Raw genomic sequence first — 16,456 nt, forward strand, 5'->3', positions numbered from 1 at the left:
AAGTCATAGAAGTCCAGCGTCCAGCAGCCCGGCTCGTCATCCAAAATGGTCCCTCCAGAATCTCAAGATCGACAGTTCTGGAGAGACTAGAGAAGCAGTGGGTCGACATCCTGACCGTCGCCGCCGGGGAACCGGTCCGCAACCGCCTGATGCTGGCGCTGGCCTACGATGCCGCGCTGCGCCGTGAGGAGCTGTGTGCGCTGCGTGAGCACACTTGTGTATGGCGATGCGCGGAATCCGCAAGCCGGGAGCGGTGACGACGACCTCGGCGGTCCGGGGGCTTCTGCAGTCCAGTGCCGCCTCGCGGTCCGAGGCGCTGAGCCTGATGCTACGCAAATGACCGCGGTAGTATGAGTACATTTTCGCGCGCTGGCGCAGCGGGGGAGCGGCCGAGTCGATGGCATCCGCCGGCCTCTCGAGAAGTGCGGCGGCGGCCCTCTCTCCTCGCAGGTCCATCTCGGAGAAAGGCCCGGGCGGCCCGTGCTGGGTCAGGCAGACTGGTCGTCCTCGCCCTGGCATCGTGCGGCATCGCGGTCTCGCTGATGCAAACCATCGTGATGCCACTGCTGCCGGAGTTCCCGCGGCTGCTGCACACCACACCCGGCGGGGCCGTGTGGCTGGTGACGGTCAACCTCATCGCCGGCGCCGTCTGTGCACCGGTTCTCGGTCGGCTCGGAGACATGTACGGCAAGCGGCGGCTGTTGCTGATCGCGCTGGCGGTGATGGCGACGGGTAGTGCCCTCGGCGCGCTTTTCAACACCTTCGCCGCAGTGTTGATCGCCCGTGCCCTGCATGGTGCGGCGGTCGGAGCCGTACCACTCGGCATCAGCATCATGCGTGATGAACTCCCACCGAGGCGGGTGGCCGGTGGGATCGCGTTGATGAGTTCCACGCTGGGCGCAGGCGGGGCAATCGGGCTGCCCTTGACCGGTGTCGTCGCCGAACATCTGAGCTGGCATTGGCTTTTCGGTGGTGCCGCGGTGATCGGAGTGCTCGGAATGGGCGCGATCTGGACGGTGGTGCCCGAATCACCGGTCCGTTCCGGCGGCAGTTCGACCTGCTCGGCGCCCCTCGGGTTGACCGCGGCATTGGTGTGCCTGCTGCTCGCCATCACCCAGGGCAACGGATGGGGCTGGGGGAGCGGACCGGTACTCGGACTGTTCGCCGGGGCGGCAGCGCTGTTCCCTGTGCGGCGTAGATGCGAACTGCGGCTCACCTCGGCAAGGCGTGCGGCCGGAGTTCGGCAGCCGCTGGTGGACCTACGCGTGTCCGCACGCCGTCCGATACTTCTGACCAACATCGCCTCGATCCTCGTCGGGTTTGCCATGTTCACGTCCTTCATGGTGAGTGCCCAGATCTTCCAGGCCCCCCTCGAGACCGGTTACGGCTACGGGATGTCGTTGACCCTCAGCGGTCTCGCGCTGCTCCCCGCCGGTCTGATGATGGTCGCGTTCTCCCCGGTGACCGCCTACCTGTCCCACCGTTGTGGTCCCCGAAGGACCTTCCTGATCGGCACCACGATCCTCATGGCCACCAATCTCGTACCGCGCCGTCGCCCCACCTCACCTCGTCGTCGTGATCGTGGCGGCGACGGTGACCTCGGTCGGTGCTGCGTTCGCCTACGGCGCGATTCCTGCGATGATCATGCGCGCGGTCCCCACCACGGAAACTGCCGCGGCGGACAGCCTCAATACCTTGGCTCGGTCCCTCGGTACGTCGACGTGCAGCGCGGTCGTCGCAGCTCTGACGACCGCATCGGTGATGCACATTGCGGGAGTTGAGTACACCACGGCCGTCGCGTACGCGGCCGTCTTCGGGATCGCCGCGGCTGCCGGGTTGCTCGCTGTCGGCATCGGCATGTTCATCCCCCGTGACGGTGACCTCCTCGTCGAAGGACCACCCGCCGCCGATGTGTGGGGCTCGGCCGGAAAGGAGACATGCGTGGAGCTGGAGGGAGCACCCCGACGAGAATCCGCGCGGTGAACTCGCACACTTGTCCCGGGACGCCCCGACTTCGTTAGACACCTCACCCCATGTGTTCGCTAGCGGACCCAGGGGGTGGGTCTACCTCGGCGCTCCTCCCGGCGCGGTCCCTTCGACCTCGCCACCATCGGCCGATACATCAGGTGCTTACACAGAATGCCCGGCACGTGGTCCCCGGCTCCGTGAATTGACCGGTCCAGCAGGTCGGTACGTACTATGCCGCTCCGACCACGAAGTCGACACGATGTGCAGCCGCCCATTCGCCGAACGGCACAGATCGACGCCCTAGCTCGCGGCCTTGCGGAGGTCGACCCCGTATCGTCGGTCTGCCATCGCTGACTCGACACCGCCCCGTGGAATGCACCTTTCGCGAGGACTCTTCGGCGGGCACGCACGCTCGCGCCGGTCAGGTCGGCGATCGTGTCCGCGGCCTCGGTCGGGGCCAAGGCGTCGGAAGCCGGATCAATCTGATGGCCCGCGAATCGGTCGCAGTCCAGGAACGCGGCGGCATCGAAACGGCCGACGTCGGCGGCCTGATGAAGTCGATCCGTGTGTCGGGGTGCATTGCTGACACCAGTTCGTCCTGGCGGGACAGTCCCGGGAACATGGAGTTGGCTTTGAGGGGAGGAGGTTCTCCATCATCATTGCCGGCTTGAGGATCCGCGATGCTTGATCGCGGATGCTCTCACGGCGTCATGGGCTGCGGCCTTGTTGATCCAGTAGGGCTCCCGCCGCCACCGCCACCGCCCTTCGCTCCATCCGGTGAACTGGTCGTGCTCACTCGCCCGGGCCACTGAGGTATGGATCACCGTATCCACGGGTGAATCAGATAACCCATAATGTTCGGGGTTCGTGCAAGGGCCGGTGGCGGTAACCTGGCGCGGTCACACCGATCGCGACTAGGATCGCCCACACCGATCTCCGTCAGCGATATCCTCGAGAGGGCGCCATCGAAAGGTGAGTCCACGGGTGAATGGGCGCTGGACGTACCGTCGGGTCCAGTGCCTTGTGAGTTGAGCGACGGAGTGAGTAGACCGTCCGATGGGTGCAGGTGATCCGCTCGACACTCAACGGTATCCGCCGTCGCCCGCCGCGGAGCTGGCGCGCATCGGCTTCGACGATGCCGAGGAGATCGGTCGCGGCGGTTTCGGCGTCGTCTACCGGTGCATCCAGGCGGACCTGGACCGCACGGTCGCGGTGAAGGTTCTCACCGTCGAACTCGACGAGGAGAACCGGGCGAGGTTCTTCCGGGAGCAACAGGCGATGGGCCGGCTGACCGGTCACCCGAACATCGTGGGCATTTTGCAGGTCGGCGCCACCGACCGCGGTCGTCCCTACATCGTGATGCCGTATCACCCGCAGGATTCCCTCGAAGTGCGGATCCGTCTCCACGGTCCGCTAACTTTGAGTGAGGCATTGCGGCTCGGGGTGAAGATGGCGGGTGCGGTCGAGACGGCGCACCGACTCGGCATCCTCCATCGCGACGTCAAACCAGCGAACATCCTGCTCACCGACTACGGCGAACCCGAGTTGGCGGATTTCGGTATCGCGCACATCACCGGTGGATTCGAGACCGCCACCGGTGCGGTCACCGGGTCGCCGGCGTATACCGCGCCGGAGGTCCTCAGTGGTGATCCGCCGAGCCGGGCCGCCGACGTCTACGGCCTGGGCGCGACCCTGTTCAGTGCGCTGACCGGTCATGCCGCGTACGAACGTCACAGCGGGGAGCAGGTGATAGCCCAGTTCCTGCGGATTACCACTCAGGAGGCGCCTGATCTGCGAGAACAGGGGATCCCCGACGATGTGTCCGACACGATTGCCTGGGCGATGTTCCGGACTCCTGGTCAGCGTCCCGCCAGCGCCGCCGAATTCGGGGAGGAACTGCGCACCCTACAACGGCAACACGGTCTGCCGGTTGACGAGATGGCCCTGCGCGAGGAGTCCGATGCCCAGGGAAGCGAGGAGTCCGATGCCCAGGGAAACGGACGGCATGTGTCCACGCGCAGCGGGTATGGGCCACCTTCCTCCGTGCTGGGGGCGACGGGACATCTGCCCCTGGAACTGAGCAGTTTCATCGGCCGCCGACACGAGCTGACCGAGACGAAGAACCTGCTCACCGGGTCCCGGCTCGTCACCTTGACTGGGATCGGGGGTGTAGGCAAGACGCGGCTCGCACTTCGGGTCGCGGCAGCGGTGCAACGCGACTACGCCGACGGTGTACGCCTGGTCGAGTTGGGGGAACTGCGCGATGAGTCGGCGCTGATCGACGCCGTCGCCGGAGCAGTGGGATTGCGGGACCACTCGACGAGGCCGCTGCGGGAGGTGGTGATCGAGTTCCTCACCCCGCGAGAATCCCTGCTGGTCTTCGACAACTGCGAACACCTGGTGGACGCCGTGGCGGAGCTGTCCAGTCTGCTGCTGCAGACCTGCCCTGGTGTGCGGATTCTCGCCACCAGCCGCGAACCCCTCGGTATCGGCGGGGAGGCGGTGTTCCGGGTCCCCCCACTGTCGGTCCCTGATCCCGAGCGGCAACCCTCGCTGCGAGGGTTGCCCAGATACGACGCGGTGACGCTGTTTACCGAGCGCGCCGCCGCCGCCGTCCCCGGATTCACGCTCACCGAGGACAATGCGGCGCCGGTGGCCGGAATCTGCCACCGCCTCGACGGGCTTCCGCTGCCGATCGAACTGGCCGCGGCCCGGCTGCGGGCGATGTCGCCCGAACAGATCCTGCAGCGGCTGACCGACCGCTACGCCTTGCTCACCCGCGGCAGCCGAGGCGCGCCGACGCGGCAGCAAACCCTACGATGGTGTATCGACTGGAGCTTCGAGTTGTGCAGCCCCGGCGAACAACTGGTCTGGCGGCGGGTAGCGGTGTTCGCGGGTAGCTTCGAACTCGACGCCGCCGAGCATGTGTGCGGCGAGGGCCTCGACCGGGACGAGCTCCTCGATACCCTGACCTCCCTGGTGGACAAGTCCATCCTGATCCGGGAAGAAACCGGGTCGGTGGTGCGGTTCCGGATGCTCGAGACCCTCCGGGCATACGGCTACGACAAACTCGTGCAGACCGGCGAGAGCAACGCATTGCATCGCCGACACCGGGACTGGTACGAGGCATTGGCGCTCGAATCCGAAGCCGAATGGATCAGCGCCCGCCAACTCGACTGGATCGCCCGCCTGCAGCGGGAACAACCGAACCTGCGAGAGGCCCTCGAATTCAGCCTCGACGACAATCCCGCCGCCGGTCTGCGTACCGCTGCCGCACTGTTTCTGTTCTGGGGAACTCAGGGCTTCTACAACGAGGGGCGGCGCTGGCTGGGGGATCTGCTCGTCCGCCAGAGCGGCCCACCGACGCTCGAGTGGGCAAAGGGACTCTATTGCGCCAGCGTGACGGCGATCATGCAGCGCGACCTTCAGACTGGAGCGAAATTTGTCGAGGAAGGGCGCGCGCTCGCCGCGCACACGGGTGACCCGATGATACAGGCGTTAGGTCTCTTCGCCGAAGGAACGCTGGCACTCATCAGTGGCGATCCTGACCGCGCGTGCACTCTGCTCGAAACTGCCCTGCCCCCATTCAGTGAACACCCGGAGCGCACCCTCGAAATCAGCCTGCTGTACTCGTTAGGGCTTGCCCGTGGAATGCGCGGTTTGACGGAGCAGGCGATCGAGACCCACGAACGAGCTCTCGCGATCACGGAAGCCCACGGTGAGTTGTTGTTTCGGTCCCTCTCACTGTGGGCCCTGGGCATCGCCGTGTGGCGGCAGGGCGACACCGATCGCGCAGTGCGGCTGCTTAGGCAATCATTGGAGCTGACCCGGCGCATCCACAGTCCACGCGTCGCCGTATCTTCCCTCGAAGCCCTCGCTTGGATCACCTGCGAACAACGTGACGCAACTCGGGCCGCAGTGCTGATGGGGGCCGCAGACGGGTTGGCGCAGTCGATGGGAAGTGCTGTGGTCGTACATTCCAACCTACTTCCCTACCAGCAGGAATCTAGACGGAATGCCCGGCAGAAACTGGGTGAAAAAGCATTCTCAGCGGCACACCACAAGGGTGAACAGCTCGGCTTCGACGCGGCAATCGCCTACGCCCTCCACGAGCAACCGCCCGGTAACCCGGCCCCCACCTCCGAGGCGTCGACGCGGCTGACCAAGCGGGAACGCCAAGTCGCCGATCTGATCGCCGAAGGCCTGACCAACCAGGCCATCGCCGACCGCCTGGTGATCTCCCCCCGCACCGCGCAAGGGCATGTAGAGCACATCCTGGCCAAACTGGGTTTCACCTCCCGGACACAAGTGGCAGCCTGGGTCGTGGAGCGGACGCACGATTAGAGCCCGGTAGTACCCGCACAAGAGGAGAAATCACTGGCCATCAGCGATCTAGACATTCCGCGTTCCAGCGCTAGTAGCGTGACGCCGTAGCTACCACAGCCCGAGGGCATTTCGGCGGCCTCGGGCTCCCGGACTCGTCCTTCGCCCGTCGAGGGCAGGGGCATCGGGTGCGGGGAGAGAGTACTGGGGGCATCGAAGCAGCATTTCTGTCAAGTACGGGCGTGCGATACGTCCTTCGTACGGTTACTCGGCGGTGACGGTGACCGGTGTATCTGCGTGCCCCGGAGCGTCGACGGGGGGACCTTCAACGGGAAGCGACAAAGACGACCGAGCTCTCAGCTCGTTTCATTTGTCAGAGGGTACCGGTAACAGCTGGCAAAAAGCCAAACATGCCGCTGAGCCAGGCGATAGCTAGGTAATGCGAACCAGCATGGGTGGAGGGGATGACGAGCGGCGACCAATGCGGCGCCGGTGGCACTGCGCGCCGGTTGGCGCTGTGCCGCGAATCCGGTGTAAGGGAGCGACGAGGACGGCGGAGCGGCATGAGCGTGGAATGGTTCGACCTTACTCAGCGGTCCATGTCACCGAAAGTGGGTCGCCGTCGATTTCGGGCTCACGTACATCACGTTTTGGCCGTCCACGGCGGCGCTGGCGGTGCGTGCGGTGGCACCTGGCCGAAGCGTCACCGTGGCTGTGGCTGTGGCTGGGTTCGGGGGCCGCGACGAACGCGCGCCCGCGACGTGGGTGCTTTGGGGCTGTTGGTCGCACACGGCGGCACTGTAGCAAAAGGATCAACGCAGGAATTTGGTTGAATCAACGCGAAGCCTTTACAAGACCGGTCAGGTACATTACATTACGGCGTAAAGTAATACTCTATCGAATCTGAGTCTCCCGTGCTCGTTCATGCGCCGTCCGCGTTTGCTGTGCGAAGGACGGGTGTTTCGTAGGCCAAGGGCAGACACAACTACCTCAGGAGGTACGTAATGCCGAACAAGATATGGGCAAACTCCGCCGATTCGCATTTCCTTGAGCCTGAGGATCTTTGGCGGGATAATCTCCCGGCGCGGCTTGCCGACCTGGTTCCTCGAACTGTCAAGGATGCCGATGGCCAGTGGGAAACCGTGCACATCGATGGCATGTCATTCCGGCGCAAGCTCCCGACGATGAAGGCTCAGGAGTTCATCGAATCGTCGATGCGCGCTCCAGGTGCTCGTGACGTGGACAAGCGGATGGCCGACCTCGATCAAGAGGGCGTTTGGGCAGAACTCGTGTTCCCTTCACTCGGGATGTGGAGTTCATCGTTCAGGACCCCGGAGGTGCTGCGTGAAGCTCTGCGAGTGAGTAACGACTGGGCGTGGGAAACAATCGAGAAGCCTCACGATCGGCTGGTTGCAACTGCGCAGGTGTCGACGTTGGACGTGGGCGACGCGGTAGCTGAACTTGAGCGTGTTGCTGAGATGGGTTACCGCGCAGTCTTCTTACCGGTTACCCCGCACCCGCTGCAAAAGGACTACCACCACGAGGATTGGGAACCGTTCTGGGCTGCCGCAGAGCGGGCGCGTATCGTGATCGCGTTTCATATTGGTACTGACCCGGTCGATCTATCGACCGGAAACACCAACGGTGAGATCAAATACCGTGGTCCGGGCGGGTTCATCCTCAACTTCACCGAAACTTCTTTCGGCGGGCAGCGGGCTGCGATGAAGATGGTCGCCAGTGGAGCCCTCGATCGTCACCCAGACCTGAAGGTTTTGGTTGCTGAGGGCGGTGCCACGTGGGTGCCGTTCATCGCAGACAGGATGGAGGAGGGCTATCGTCAACATGACTCCGCCATCCGGCACAAGCTGAAGCGCTCGGCGCGCGAAATCCTTTACTCGCAGGTTTATGCGTCTTTCCAGCATGACGCAACCGCAGTAATGGCCGCCACCCATATGGGTTACACCAATGTGTTGTGGGGTAGTGACTATCCGCATATGGAAGGCACCTACGGCCACACGCAAGAAACGCTTCACGGACTCTTCCGCGATGCCGACCCGGTGGTCAGAGAGAGGATCACGGTCGGGGCGTTCAACGAGCTGTTTCCCGGACTGCCGGCAGTTCCCGCGGCATGACAGGCGAGGCTGACATGTCCGAGAACGTCATGTACGACTCTCCACTCGAGATGATGCAGGATGCGATCGCCGACGGCAGTTGCGACGTGCAGTCGGTCGTGCCGCTCACCGGGGGAGGGTTTCGGTGTGCGTGCTCGTGCGAGCGGTGGCAAACAGTCGCACCGACTCGCGACGAAGGGCTCCGGCTCGCGAAGTTGCACGCCAACTGAGAGTCGCGCAGATAATCCGTGCGGCCGACCGGATCGGATTCGTCGGTTCTGTTCGGTGGAGCGAGATTCAGCTCGTCGTCGGAGTCGCGAAATATGACTGTTTGCGCGGACGTGGGCCAGGCTGCAGCCATACCCCGTCGAGCACGTCGGGCCCACCGAGACGTTTGCCTCGTCACCACCGCTCGTCGCTGCATCGTCGCCGACGAGCGGTGGCGCGGCATCACTCACTGCGGTGGCGGCTCGCCGCCTCCCATGCGTCGACGCCAACCCACCACGGTGTAGATAGCAGGCGGAACCTCGCTGTATGGTCACAATTCGGCGAGCATGGGGCGTTTGGAAATTTTGATGAGCAGAAGCTGAATCTAGCTCTATTTGTGTGACCCTATTGCGGCGCTTCACTATCGGATGTGGAGGACGCACGTGCGAAGTACGTCGAGGTTGGCGCGTCCATACGGTTGCCATGTGGCCTCGACGAGCCTGAACGGTGGGACAGGGTCAATCCTGCTAGGCCGACGTCGAGGTCTCGGCGATAGCCCGGTGATTCGCTTGCTGGCGTCGGCCGTGTAGGCACTCGTCACCGCTGAAGATTTTTCTGCTATGTGGATGGTGAGCGTTTCGTCCAGAATCGCGGCCGGGACTTCGTGGCGAGCGTGAACCGCGCGGTGTCAGGTCGGGCGTGGTCTTGACCCAAGCGCGCGGAGTCGTTCTTCGGTGACGGGGGCCCGGCCATCGTCTGGGGAATAGCCCGGTGGAGGGACGACGATCAGCCCACTGCCGGGTCCTGCGGGATGCATCGTAGTGCGTCACCTGGCTTCGATGCCGGGAACGGGCGGCCATGGTCGACTTCCCTCCACAGCATGGTGGCCAGCTGCGCCATCTCGAGTTCATCAAGCCGCGAGAGGTACTGCTTGTACTCGACAACTTTGAACACATGGTCGACGGCATCGCGGAGCTTGCGGAGACGCTGTTGCATACCCGTTCACGAAGGAAAATCCTTGCCACCCGCCGCGAACCTTGCCATCGGCGGAAAAAGTTTAGCTGCGGGTCCCCTGGCCGTCCCGGATCCCGCGCGAACCCTCTCGTTGCGAGGGTTGCCCAATACGATGCCATGACGTTGTTTGCCGATCGTGCGGTTGCCGCCGTTCCGGGGTTCACGCTCACGGAGTCGAACGCTTTCGCAGTGGAAGTGATCTGCCGCAGGCTCGACGGGCTTTCGCTGCCGATCGAGCTGGCCGCCGCTCGGTTGCGGGCGATATCGCCCGAGCAGATCCTGCAGTGGCTGCCGCCGAGCAGATGTGCGGTGCGGACCTGGCCCCGGACGAGCTACTGGACACTCTGTCCTCCCTGGGTGAAGAAGTCGATCCTGATCCCGGAGGAGCACGGGATGGTGGTGCGGTTCCGGATGCTCGAGACCCTCCGCGAAATTCGGTTACGAGAAACTCGAACAACTCGGCGAGGCTCTCGCTCGCGTCGCCGGCAACGGGACTGGTACGAGGCGTTCGCGCTTGAATCGGAGGCGGAGTGGATCAGCGTCACCATCTCGACTGGATCGCCCGCCTGAAGCGGGAACAACCGAACCTGCGGGAAGCTCTCGACTTCAGCGTTGACGACGATCCGGCCCGCGGGGCTGTGCACTCCGGCGCGCTGTTCTTGTTCTGGGGATTCCAGGGTTTGTTCAATGAGGGCGGCGCGGGCTCAACGAATTGCTTGCCCACGAAAGTGGTCCACGCACTGCCGAATGGACGAAAGCGCTCTACGGTGCCAGCGTGACGGTCACTGTGCACGGTGACCTCGATGCTGCAGCCGCTCTTGTAGAGCGGGGGCGCACGCTGGCAGCGCAGACCAGCGAACCGATGGTGTGCGCGTTCGTTTCCTCGACGGAATGCTTGCCCTTTACAGCGGTGATCTGAAGTGCGCATCCTCGCAACTTAGAACGGCGTTGTGACGTCCGGGAATACAGAGATCGAACGCATCGAGAATGACGAATCCACTAACGCGAGGTTCGCGCCACCGCCGCCGAGGATTTCAGCGCAGGGCAGACCGTTCAACTCGCGTTGGTGCTGCCTCGCACTGTTACAAATTGGGTTCGGCGTTTCTCGATATAGTCCGCACAGTCTGCATGACGAGCGGCGGGTGGCCCGCCGCTACCGCTCCTGACACGCCCGCACAGTCTGGGGGGCCGACCTGGTTGACGCACACTCCTTTCGCTATATAGTGAACTGATTAAGCTGAAACCCGGGCGTGGATCGGCCGGATGAGGACAGGAAAATTATGAGGGATGCAGTTGTAGTTGCGCTGGCGCGGACGCCGATTGGAAGGCGTGGGGGAGGATTGTCGGCCCTTCATGCGGTTGACACGACGGCACAGGTGTTAAATGCGCTCGTCGAACGGGCGGGAATCGACCCCTCCATCATCGATGACGTGCACTGGGGCAATGTAATCAGCGTGGGCCAGCAGTCCGGGAACGTCGCACGAATGGGTGTGCTGGCCGCAGGCTGGCCGGAGAGCGTCCCCGGGTTCACAGTCGATCGTCAATGCGGCTCCTCGCAGCAGGCCATCTCGACCGCGGCGGCAACAGTGATTGCCGGTCATGCCGACGTCGTCGTCGCGGGTGGAGTCGAGATGATGTCGAGTGTTCCGATGGGCGCGGCCACTGTGGAGGGAACCGGTGAAATGGGTGGGCCGGCGGTGCATCGATACGCCGACGCACTTTCGGCTCCCGGATTCGGCGGACGGTTCAACCAGGGTGCCGGAGCCGAGCTGATCGCTCGCGAGTGGGGGTTGTCCCGCTCACAGCTCGACGAGTACTCCGTGCGTTCACACGAACGGGCCGCACAGGCGCAGGACAGTGGATGCTTCGACGACGAGATCGTGCCTGTGAGGGTTCAAGACAATATTGTCAGCGCTGATGAGGGTATTCGACGCGGGTCGACGGTCGAGAAACTGGCGACCCTCAAGGCTCCATTTTTGGACGGGGGAGTGGTCACCGCCGGTAACGCGTCGCAGATCTCCGACGGTTCGGCGGCACTGCTAATCACCACTTCGGAAAAGGCTATGCAACTGGGGATCCGGCCTTTGGCACGGATCCACACTGCCGTCGTCACGGGTGACGATCCGGTCAAGATGCTGACCGGTCCGATCCCCGCGACGCGACTTGTGTTGAAGCGTGCGGGGCTGTCCATCGAGGATATCGATGCTTTCGAAGTCAACGAAGCTTTCGCGTCGGTTCCGCTGGCGTGGCAGGCAGAGACTGGGGTGCCGGACAGCGCGCTGAACCCGCTGGGAGGCGCTATCGCGCTCGGGCATCCGCTCGGGGGATCAGGTGCTCGCCTGGCCGCAACGCTGATCAATCATCTCGCGCACACCGGTGGCCGATTCGGACTCCAGACGATGTGTGAGGGTGGTGGAACCGCGAACGCCACCATTTACGAGAACCTCCGATAGCAGGCGGTGAGGCGACCGCCGCAACCCGCCCGAGGACATCTCAGTGCACACAATGCGGGTTGGAACTGATGTCGCATTCCGAGTCCGCTCAGGTTTGGCGATGAGCGACCGAGTCGGGGACCGGATAGACCACAGCAGCCGGACGCACGACATCCCGTGCGTCCGGGGCGGGTGTCTCGGTTGTCGCCGCGCTCACCGGCAGGTGTGCGCCTTGGCTCCTGCGCCGCCCTCACCTCGGTGCTCGTAAGCGCACTCGAGCACATCCAGCTGCTTCGTGCTTCACTGGCCAGTTGTAGCCCCGAGATTTTCCGTTTCCGGTCTCTAAGAGGCTCCCTCGGTGAAGGCCTACTCTCCGTATCTCTTCACGCTGCACTTACTTGTATCGGTGCGGCGTCTCAGCGTCGAAAGGGGCCTTGTGTCCACGACCGGCCGGAACCATATCGAACAGCCGCCAGCATCGGTGGACCAGAGCGATCCATCCTCACCGTTCTATGCGCCAACTTCGCCTGGCGGAATGAGCCTGTGCCACGGGTGCCGTCGGTTGAATCGCTGCAGGCTCGGGATCGAGAGCGAAAAACTTAACGAGACCGGTGTCGTGATCAGCCGTGTGGTGTGTCCCCCGACAGAAGAAGGAGGTCCGAAGGTCGCGCATGGCGGGTGGACGGCTGCGGTCATGGACGAACTCGCCGGGCACACGCTGACGATGAACGCAGAATTTGCAGTCACGGGGACGCTGACCGTCAGGTTTGTTCGTCCGGTGCCAATTGGTTGGCAGCTGATTGGTCGGGCGTGGATCACCGAACGCGAGGGCAGAAGGGTGTTCATCAAGGCGACCTTGGAGCTCGAGAGTTCAGGGGCGATCGTGGCGGAGGCCGACGCCATCATGATTAAACGTCCAGCCACCCACTTCGAGTCGCATTACAAGTGGTTGGAAGCGCAACAGCGTATAGATTAATAGTTTAGCTGATGATACTGTTTAAGGCATGACGACGTTCGTAGCGCCGACCGACTTGTTCAGGGTCGACGGTGACCGTGTGTATTTAATCGCCTCGAGGTCCTCCACGTCGGATCACCTGGTCTTTCCTGCTGAGTCCGATCAGGAAGTCGTGGAGCTGGCACCGGAAGGCCTGCTCTACACGTGGACAAGCCAGGAGTTCCCGCCTCCGTCTCCCCCGGCGCTGCCCGACGGAGAATTTCGACCATTCGGTGTGGGTTATGTGGAGTTCCCGGAGGGGCTCCTCGTGGAGGGCAGGCTAACGACGTGCAATCCCGACGAGTTGACGATCGACGGCCGTATGCGGGTTGTCGTCGTGCCCTTTGCGGGCGGTGACACCTTTGCTTTCGCTCCGGTGGCGGACAGCGCAGAAGGAGAACAGTGATGGCGGGGGTATCGATCATCGGGGTGGGAATGCACCCCTTCGGGCGGTTCCCGGGTAAGTCCGCTCTCGACATGGGCGCGGAGGCCCTGCATTCGGCGCTCCGTGATGCCGGGATCTCCTGGTCTGACGTGCAGATGGGATTTGCGGGCAGTCTGGAGGTTTCCAATCCAGACTCGATCGTCGGGAAGATGGGACTCACTGGGATTCCCGTCTACGGCGTATTCAACGGCTGCGCGACGGCCAACACCTCACTCTCGATGGCAGCCAAAGCAATCGAACACGGTGAGGCCGATATCGCGGTTGCCGTCGGATTCGACAAGCATCCGAAGGGTGCCTTCTCGGCGGATCCCTCCGTGCTTGGACTGCCGGACTGGTATGCGCAGACCGGGCTCTTCCTCACCACGCACTTTTTCGGGATGAAGATCAATCGTTACATGAGCGATTACGGCATCTCTCCCCGGACCCTCGCTCGGGTCGCCGCGAAGAACATGCGTAACGGTGAACACAACGAGATGGCATGGCGCCGGAAACCGATGTCCGAGGAGGAGATCCTGGCGGCGCGGTACCTGAATTACCCACTCACACAGTATATGTACTGTGCCCCGGACGAGGGTGCAGCCGCGATCGTGCTGTGCAGATCCGATCTGGCGCGTAAGTACGCCTCGACGCCGATTACCCTGAGTGCGTCGGTTCTGAGGAGTCGGCGAGAGGGAGCGTTCGAGATGCAGAGCACCTCGCTTCCGCTGACCGGAGCGCCGAGCCCCACTGTCGATGCCTCGCGTGCAGCCTTCGAGATCGCCGGAGTGGAGCCGAGTGATGTCGGGGTCGCGCAACTGCAAGACACGGACGCCGGCTCCGAGATCATGCATCTGGCGGAGAACGGATTCTGCGCCGACGGCGACCAGGAGAAGCTCATCGCTGAGGGACACACCGAGATCACCGGCGTACTGCCGGTCAACACCGATGGCGGGCTGATCGCGAACGGTGAACCGATTGGTGCCTCGGGCCTCCGTCAGATCCGCGAAGTCGTCTTGCAGATGCGTGGCCAGGCCGGCGCCCGTCAAATCGAGAAGGTTCCCTCGGTGGGGTACACCCACCTGTACGGTTCGCCAGGAACCGGCGCGGTCAGCATCCTGGTCCGATGAGGGCATCGCCGGTTCCGCTCTGTTGGAACCGGGATGTCGCTGGCTTGCACAGAGATCAAGTCGTGTCGGCACCCCACGAGACGCTGGTGGGATCAAAGTGCCGATTAAGTTTCGAAGAGTCAACGGGTGACACGTCCCTCGGGTTGCCCTCGCCGCACGCTCGAACGGTTCCGAGACGGAGTCGCCGACACGCGGTGCAAACGCACGTGAGCACACGTGGACGAGAGCCGAAAGGGTATTCATGGGATTCACGGTGACCGCAGAACAACAGGCACTGCGCGAAGTCATGCAGTCGTTCACGACCAAGCACTCGTCCGAGGTGAAGGTGCGAGAACTGATGGCCACGACGGAGCCTTTCGACCCGGTTGCATGGTCGGCTCTGTCCGAACAGATTGGTGCTCCGGCACTGGTGATACCCGAGAAGTTCGGTGGCGCCGGATTTGGATTCGGCGAATTGGGTATCGTTCTGGAGGAGAGCGGGCGGTCCCTGCTGGCCGCGCCGCTGCTCTCGTCGAGCGTGCTGGCGACGTACACACTGCTGCTGTCGGAGGACGACGTGCTGTGCGCCGAGCTGCTGCCCGGGTTGGCAGAGGGTGCGCGACTGGGCACCCTGGCCGCGGGCGATGACGACTTGGTGATCGCCCCGAACGGACGGACCACCGCTCGGCACAGCGACGACGGGTGGCGCGTGACCGGCGCGAAGGCGTACGTACTCGATGCGATGTGCGCGGACTTCGTGATCGTAGCGGCCAATACCGAATCCGGACATTCACTCTTTGTCGTCGATCTTCCACAGACGGAGGTCGACATCACTCCACTGACGGTGATGGACCAGACGAGGAGCTTCGCACGGGTGGAGCTCGGCGAGGCGCCCGCGCGTCCGTTAGGGCGCGCGGGCGCCGCGGGAGAGATCCTGGAGCGGGTTGCCGACGTCGCCTCGGTCGCGCTGGCGTGCGAGCAGGTAGGTGCAGCCGCGGAGGTATTGGAGCGAACAGTCGAGTACCTGAAGGTGCGGAACCAGTTCGGGCGCCCGATCGGCTCCTTCCAAGCACTCAAGCATCGGTGCGCGGACATGCTCGTCGAACTCGAGTCGGCGAAATCCGCAGCCACCTATGCAAGTACAGCCGTCGAGGAGAACTCTCCCGACCTTCCACAGGCAGCGGCCATTGCGAAGACCTACTGTTCGGAGGCCTTCTACCACATCGCCGCCGAGAGTATTCAGATGCACGGCGGCATTGGGTTCACCTGGGAACATCACGCCCACCTCTACTTCAAGCGAGCGAAGGCCTCGGAGTTGCTCTTCGGGTCTCCAGCACACCATCGAGCACGACTGGAAACACTGATCGGCCTTGTTCCGCACACGACCGCGAAAGGGTAGTTCACATGCGCACATTCACCTCCATTGACGACATTTGCGCCGCAGTAGGCGACGAACTCGGCACCAGCGAGTGGATCCAGATCACCCAGGACCGCGTCGACCGATTCGCCGATGCGACCGGTGACCACCAGTGGATCCATGTCGACGTCGAACGCGCGACAGCGGAGAGCCCGTTCGGAGGACCGATCGCACACGGCTATCTGACGCTGTCGCTGGTACCGATGCTCGGGTGGCAAATCTTCGAGATCAAGGGTTCGAAGATGGGCATCAATTACGGTTCGAACAAGGTGCGGTTCATCAACCCTGTGACAGTCGGCTCGCGCTTGCGCCTTCGTGCGAAGCTGCTATCGGCAGAAGCATTGCAGGATGGATCACTCCAGATGATCGTCGGTCAGACGATGGAAATCGAGGGGCAGGACAAGCCTGCACTCGTAGCAGAGACGGTGAGCAGGGTCGCTTTCTGAACGGCGAATATCTA

11 protein-coding genes and 3 pseudogenes are annotated in these 16,456 nt (G+C 63.4%); all 14 read left to right on the forward strand.

Annotated elements, in window-relative coordinates; translation table 11 throughout:
* Positions 1 to 257: pseudogene (locus ACFVJ3_RS31350) on the forward strand (hypothetical protein); the annotation flags it as partial.
* Positions 212 to 340: pseudogene (locus ACFVJ3_RS31355) on the forward strand (GTP cyclohydrolase I); the annotation flags it as partial. The pseudogenes ACFVJ3_RS31350 and ACFVJ3_RS31355, both read left to right, overlap by 46 nt.
* A 202-nt stretch (positions 341 to 542) precedes the next feature.
* Positions 543 to 1,781, forward strand: a complete 1,239-nt coding sequence (locus ACFVJ3_RS31360) for an MFS transporter (RefSeq protein WP_378455778.1) — start codon at positions 543 to 545, stop codon at positions 1,779 to 1,781.
* Positions 1,762 to 1,983 (forward strand): hypothetical protein, encoded by a 222-nt coding sequence (locus tag ACFVJ3_RS31365; protein ID WP_378455779.1) that lies wholly within the window; start codon positions 1,762 to 1,764, stop codon positions 1,981 to 1,983. The genes ACFVJ3_RS31360 and ACFVJ3_RS31365 overlap by 20 nt, the downstream gene beginning before the upstream one ends.
* A gap of 1,041 nt (positions 1,984 to 3,024) precedes the next feature.
* On the forward strand, positions 3,025 to 6,312 hold the full coding sequence (locus ACFVJ3_RS31370; protein WP_378455780.1) for a protein kinase: 3,288 nt from the start codon (positions 3,025 to 3,027) through the stop codon (positions 6,310 to 6,312).
* A gap of 983 nt (positions 6,313 to 7,295) precedes the next feature.
* Complete coding sequence (locus ACFVJ3_RS31375) at positions 7,296 to 8,423, forward strand: amidohydrolase family protein (protein WP_378455781.1); 1,128 nt, start codon at positions 7,296 to 7,298, stop codon at positions 8,421 to 8,423.
* 14 nt (positions 8,424 to 8,437) lie between these two features.
* Positions 8,438 to 8,632, forward strand: coding sequence for a hypothetical protein (locus ACFVJ3_RS31380; protein WP_378455782.1), 195 nt, complete (start codon positions 8,438 to 8,440; stop codon positions 8,630 to 8,632).
* 877 nt (positions 8,633 to 9,509) lie between these two features.
* Positions 9,510 to 10,574 (forward strand): annotated as a pseudogene (locus tag ACFVJ3_RS31385) (ATP-binding protein); the annotation flags it as partial.
* 329 nt (positions 10,575 to 10,903) lie between these two features.
* Positions 10,904 to 12,076 (forward strand): thiolase family protein, encoded by a 1,173-nt coding sequence (locus ACFVJ3_RS31390; RefSeq protein WP_378455783.1) that lies wholly within the window; start codon positions 10,904 to 10,906, stop codon positions 12,074 to 12,076.
* Between the two features lie 337 nt (positions 12,077 to 12,413).
* The gene (locus ACFVJ3_RS31395; protein WP_378455784.1) at positions 12,414 to 13,031 is read left to right on the forward strand and encodes a PaaI family thioesterase; all 618 of its coding nucleotides are present in this window, start codon (positions 12,414 to 12,416) and stop codon (positions 13,029 to 13,031) included.
* Between the two features lie 28 nt (positions 13,032 to 13,059).
* Positions 13,060 to 13,455: a Zn-ribbon domain-containing OB-fold protein gene (locus tag ACFVJ3_RS31400; RefSeq protein ID WP_378455785.1), complete on the forward strand. Its 396-nt coding sequence runs from the start codon at positions 13,060 to 13,062 to the stop codon at positions 13,453 to 13,455.
* Positions 13,455 to 14,600, forward strand: a complete 1,146-nt coding sequence (locus ACFVJ3_RS31405) for a thiolase family protein (RefSeq protein ID WP_378455786.1) — start codon at positions 13,455 to 13,457, stop codon at positions 14,598 to 14,600. Before ACFVJ3_RS31400 ends, ACFVJ3_RS31405 begins: the two co-directional genes overlap by 1 nt.
* Before the next feature lie 253 nt (positions 14,601 to 14,853).
* Positions 14,854 to 15,978: an acyl-CoA dehydrogenase family protein gene (locus ACFVJ3_RS31410; protein ID WP_378455787.1), complete on the forward strand. Its 1,125-nt coding sequence runs from the start codon at positions 14,854 to 14,856 to the stop codon at positions 15,976 to 15,978.
* Between the two features lie 5 nt (positions 15,979 to 15,983).
* Positions 15,984 to 16,442 carry a MaoC family dehydratase gene (locus tag ACFVJ3_RS31415; protein ID WP_271209818.1) on the forward strand — a complete coding sequence of 153 codons (459 nt, stop codon included), beginning with the start codon at positions 15,984 to 15,986 and terminating at the stop codon, positions 16,440 to 16,442.
* Positions 16,443 to 16,456 lie beyond the last annotated feature (14 nt).

The organism is Rhodococcus sp. NPDC127593, assembly GCF_042671975.1.
GTDB lineage: Bacteria > Actinomycetota > Actinomycetes > Mycobacteriales > Mycobacteriaceae > Rhodococcus_F.

Bases quoted from the DNA above. Each gene is read 5' to 3' on its own strand.
- ACFVJ3_RS31360 (WP_378455778.1), top strand. From the start codon at position 543: ATGCAAACCATCGTGATGCCACTGCTGCCGGAGTTCCCGCGGCTGCTG.
- ACFVJ3_RS31370 (WP_378455780.1), top strand. From the start codon at position 3,025: ATGGGTGCAGGTGATCCGCTCGACACTCAACGGTATCCGCCGTCGCCC.
- ACFVJ3_RS31405 (WP_378455786.1), top strand. From the start codon at position 13,455: ATGGCGGGGGTATCGATCATCGGGGTGGGAATGCACCCCTTCGGGCGG.
- ACFVJ3_RS31365 (WP_378455779.1), top strand. From the start codon at position 1,762: ATGCACATTGCGGGAGTTGAGTACACCACGGCCGTCGCGTACGCGGCC.
- ACFVJ3_RS31415 (WP_271209818.1), top strand. From the start codon at position 15,984: ATGCGCACATTCACCTCCATTGACGACATTTGCGCCGCAGTAGGCGAC.
- ACFVJ3_RS31400 (WP_378455785.1), top strand. From the start codon at position 13,060: ATGACGACGTTCGTAGCGCCGACCGACTTGTTCAGGGTCGACGGTGAC.
- ACFVJ3_RS31390 (WP_378455783.1), top strand. From the start codon at position 10,904: ATGAGGGATGCAGTTGTAGTTGCGCTGGCGCGGACGCCGATTGGAAGG.
- ACFVJ3_RS31380 (WP_378455782.1), top strand. From the start codon at position 8,438: ATGTCCGAGAACGTCATGTACGACTCTCCACTCGAGATGATGCAGGAT.
- ACFVJ3_RS31375 (WP_378455781.1), top strand. From the start codon at position 7,296: ATGCCGAACAAGATATGGGCAAACTCCGCCGATTCGCATTTCCTTGAG.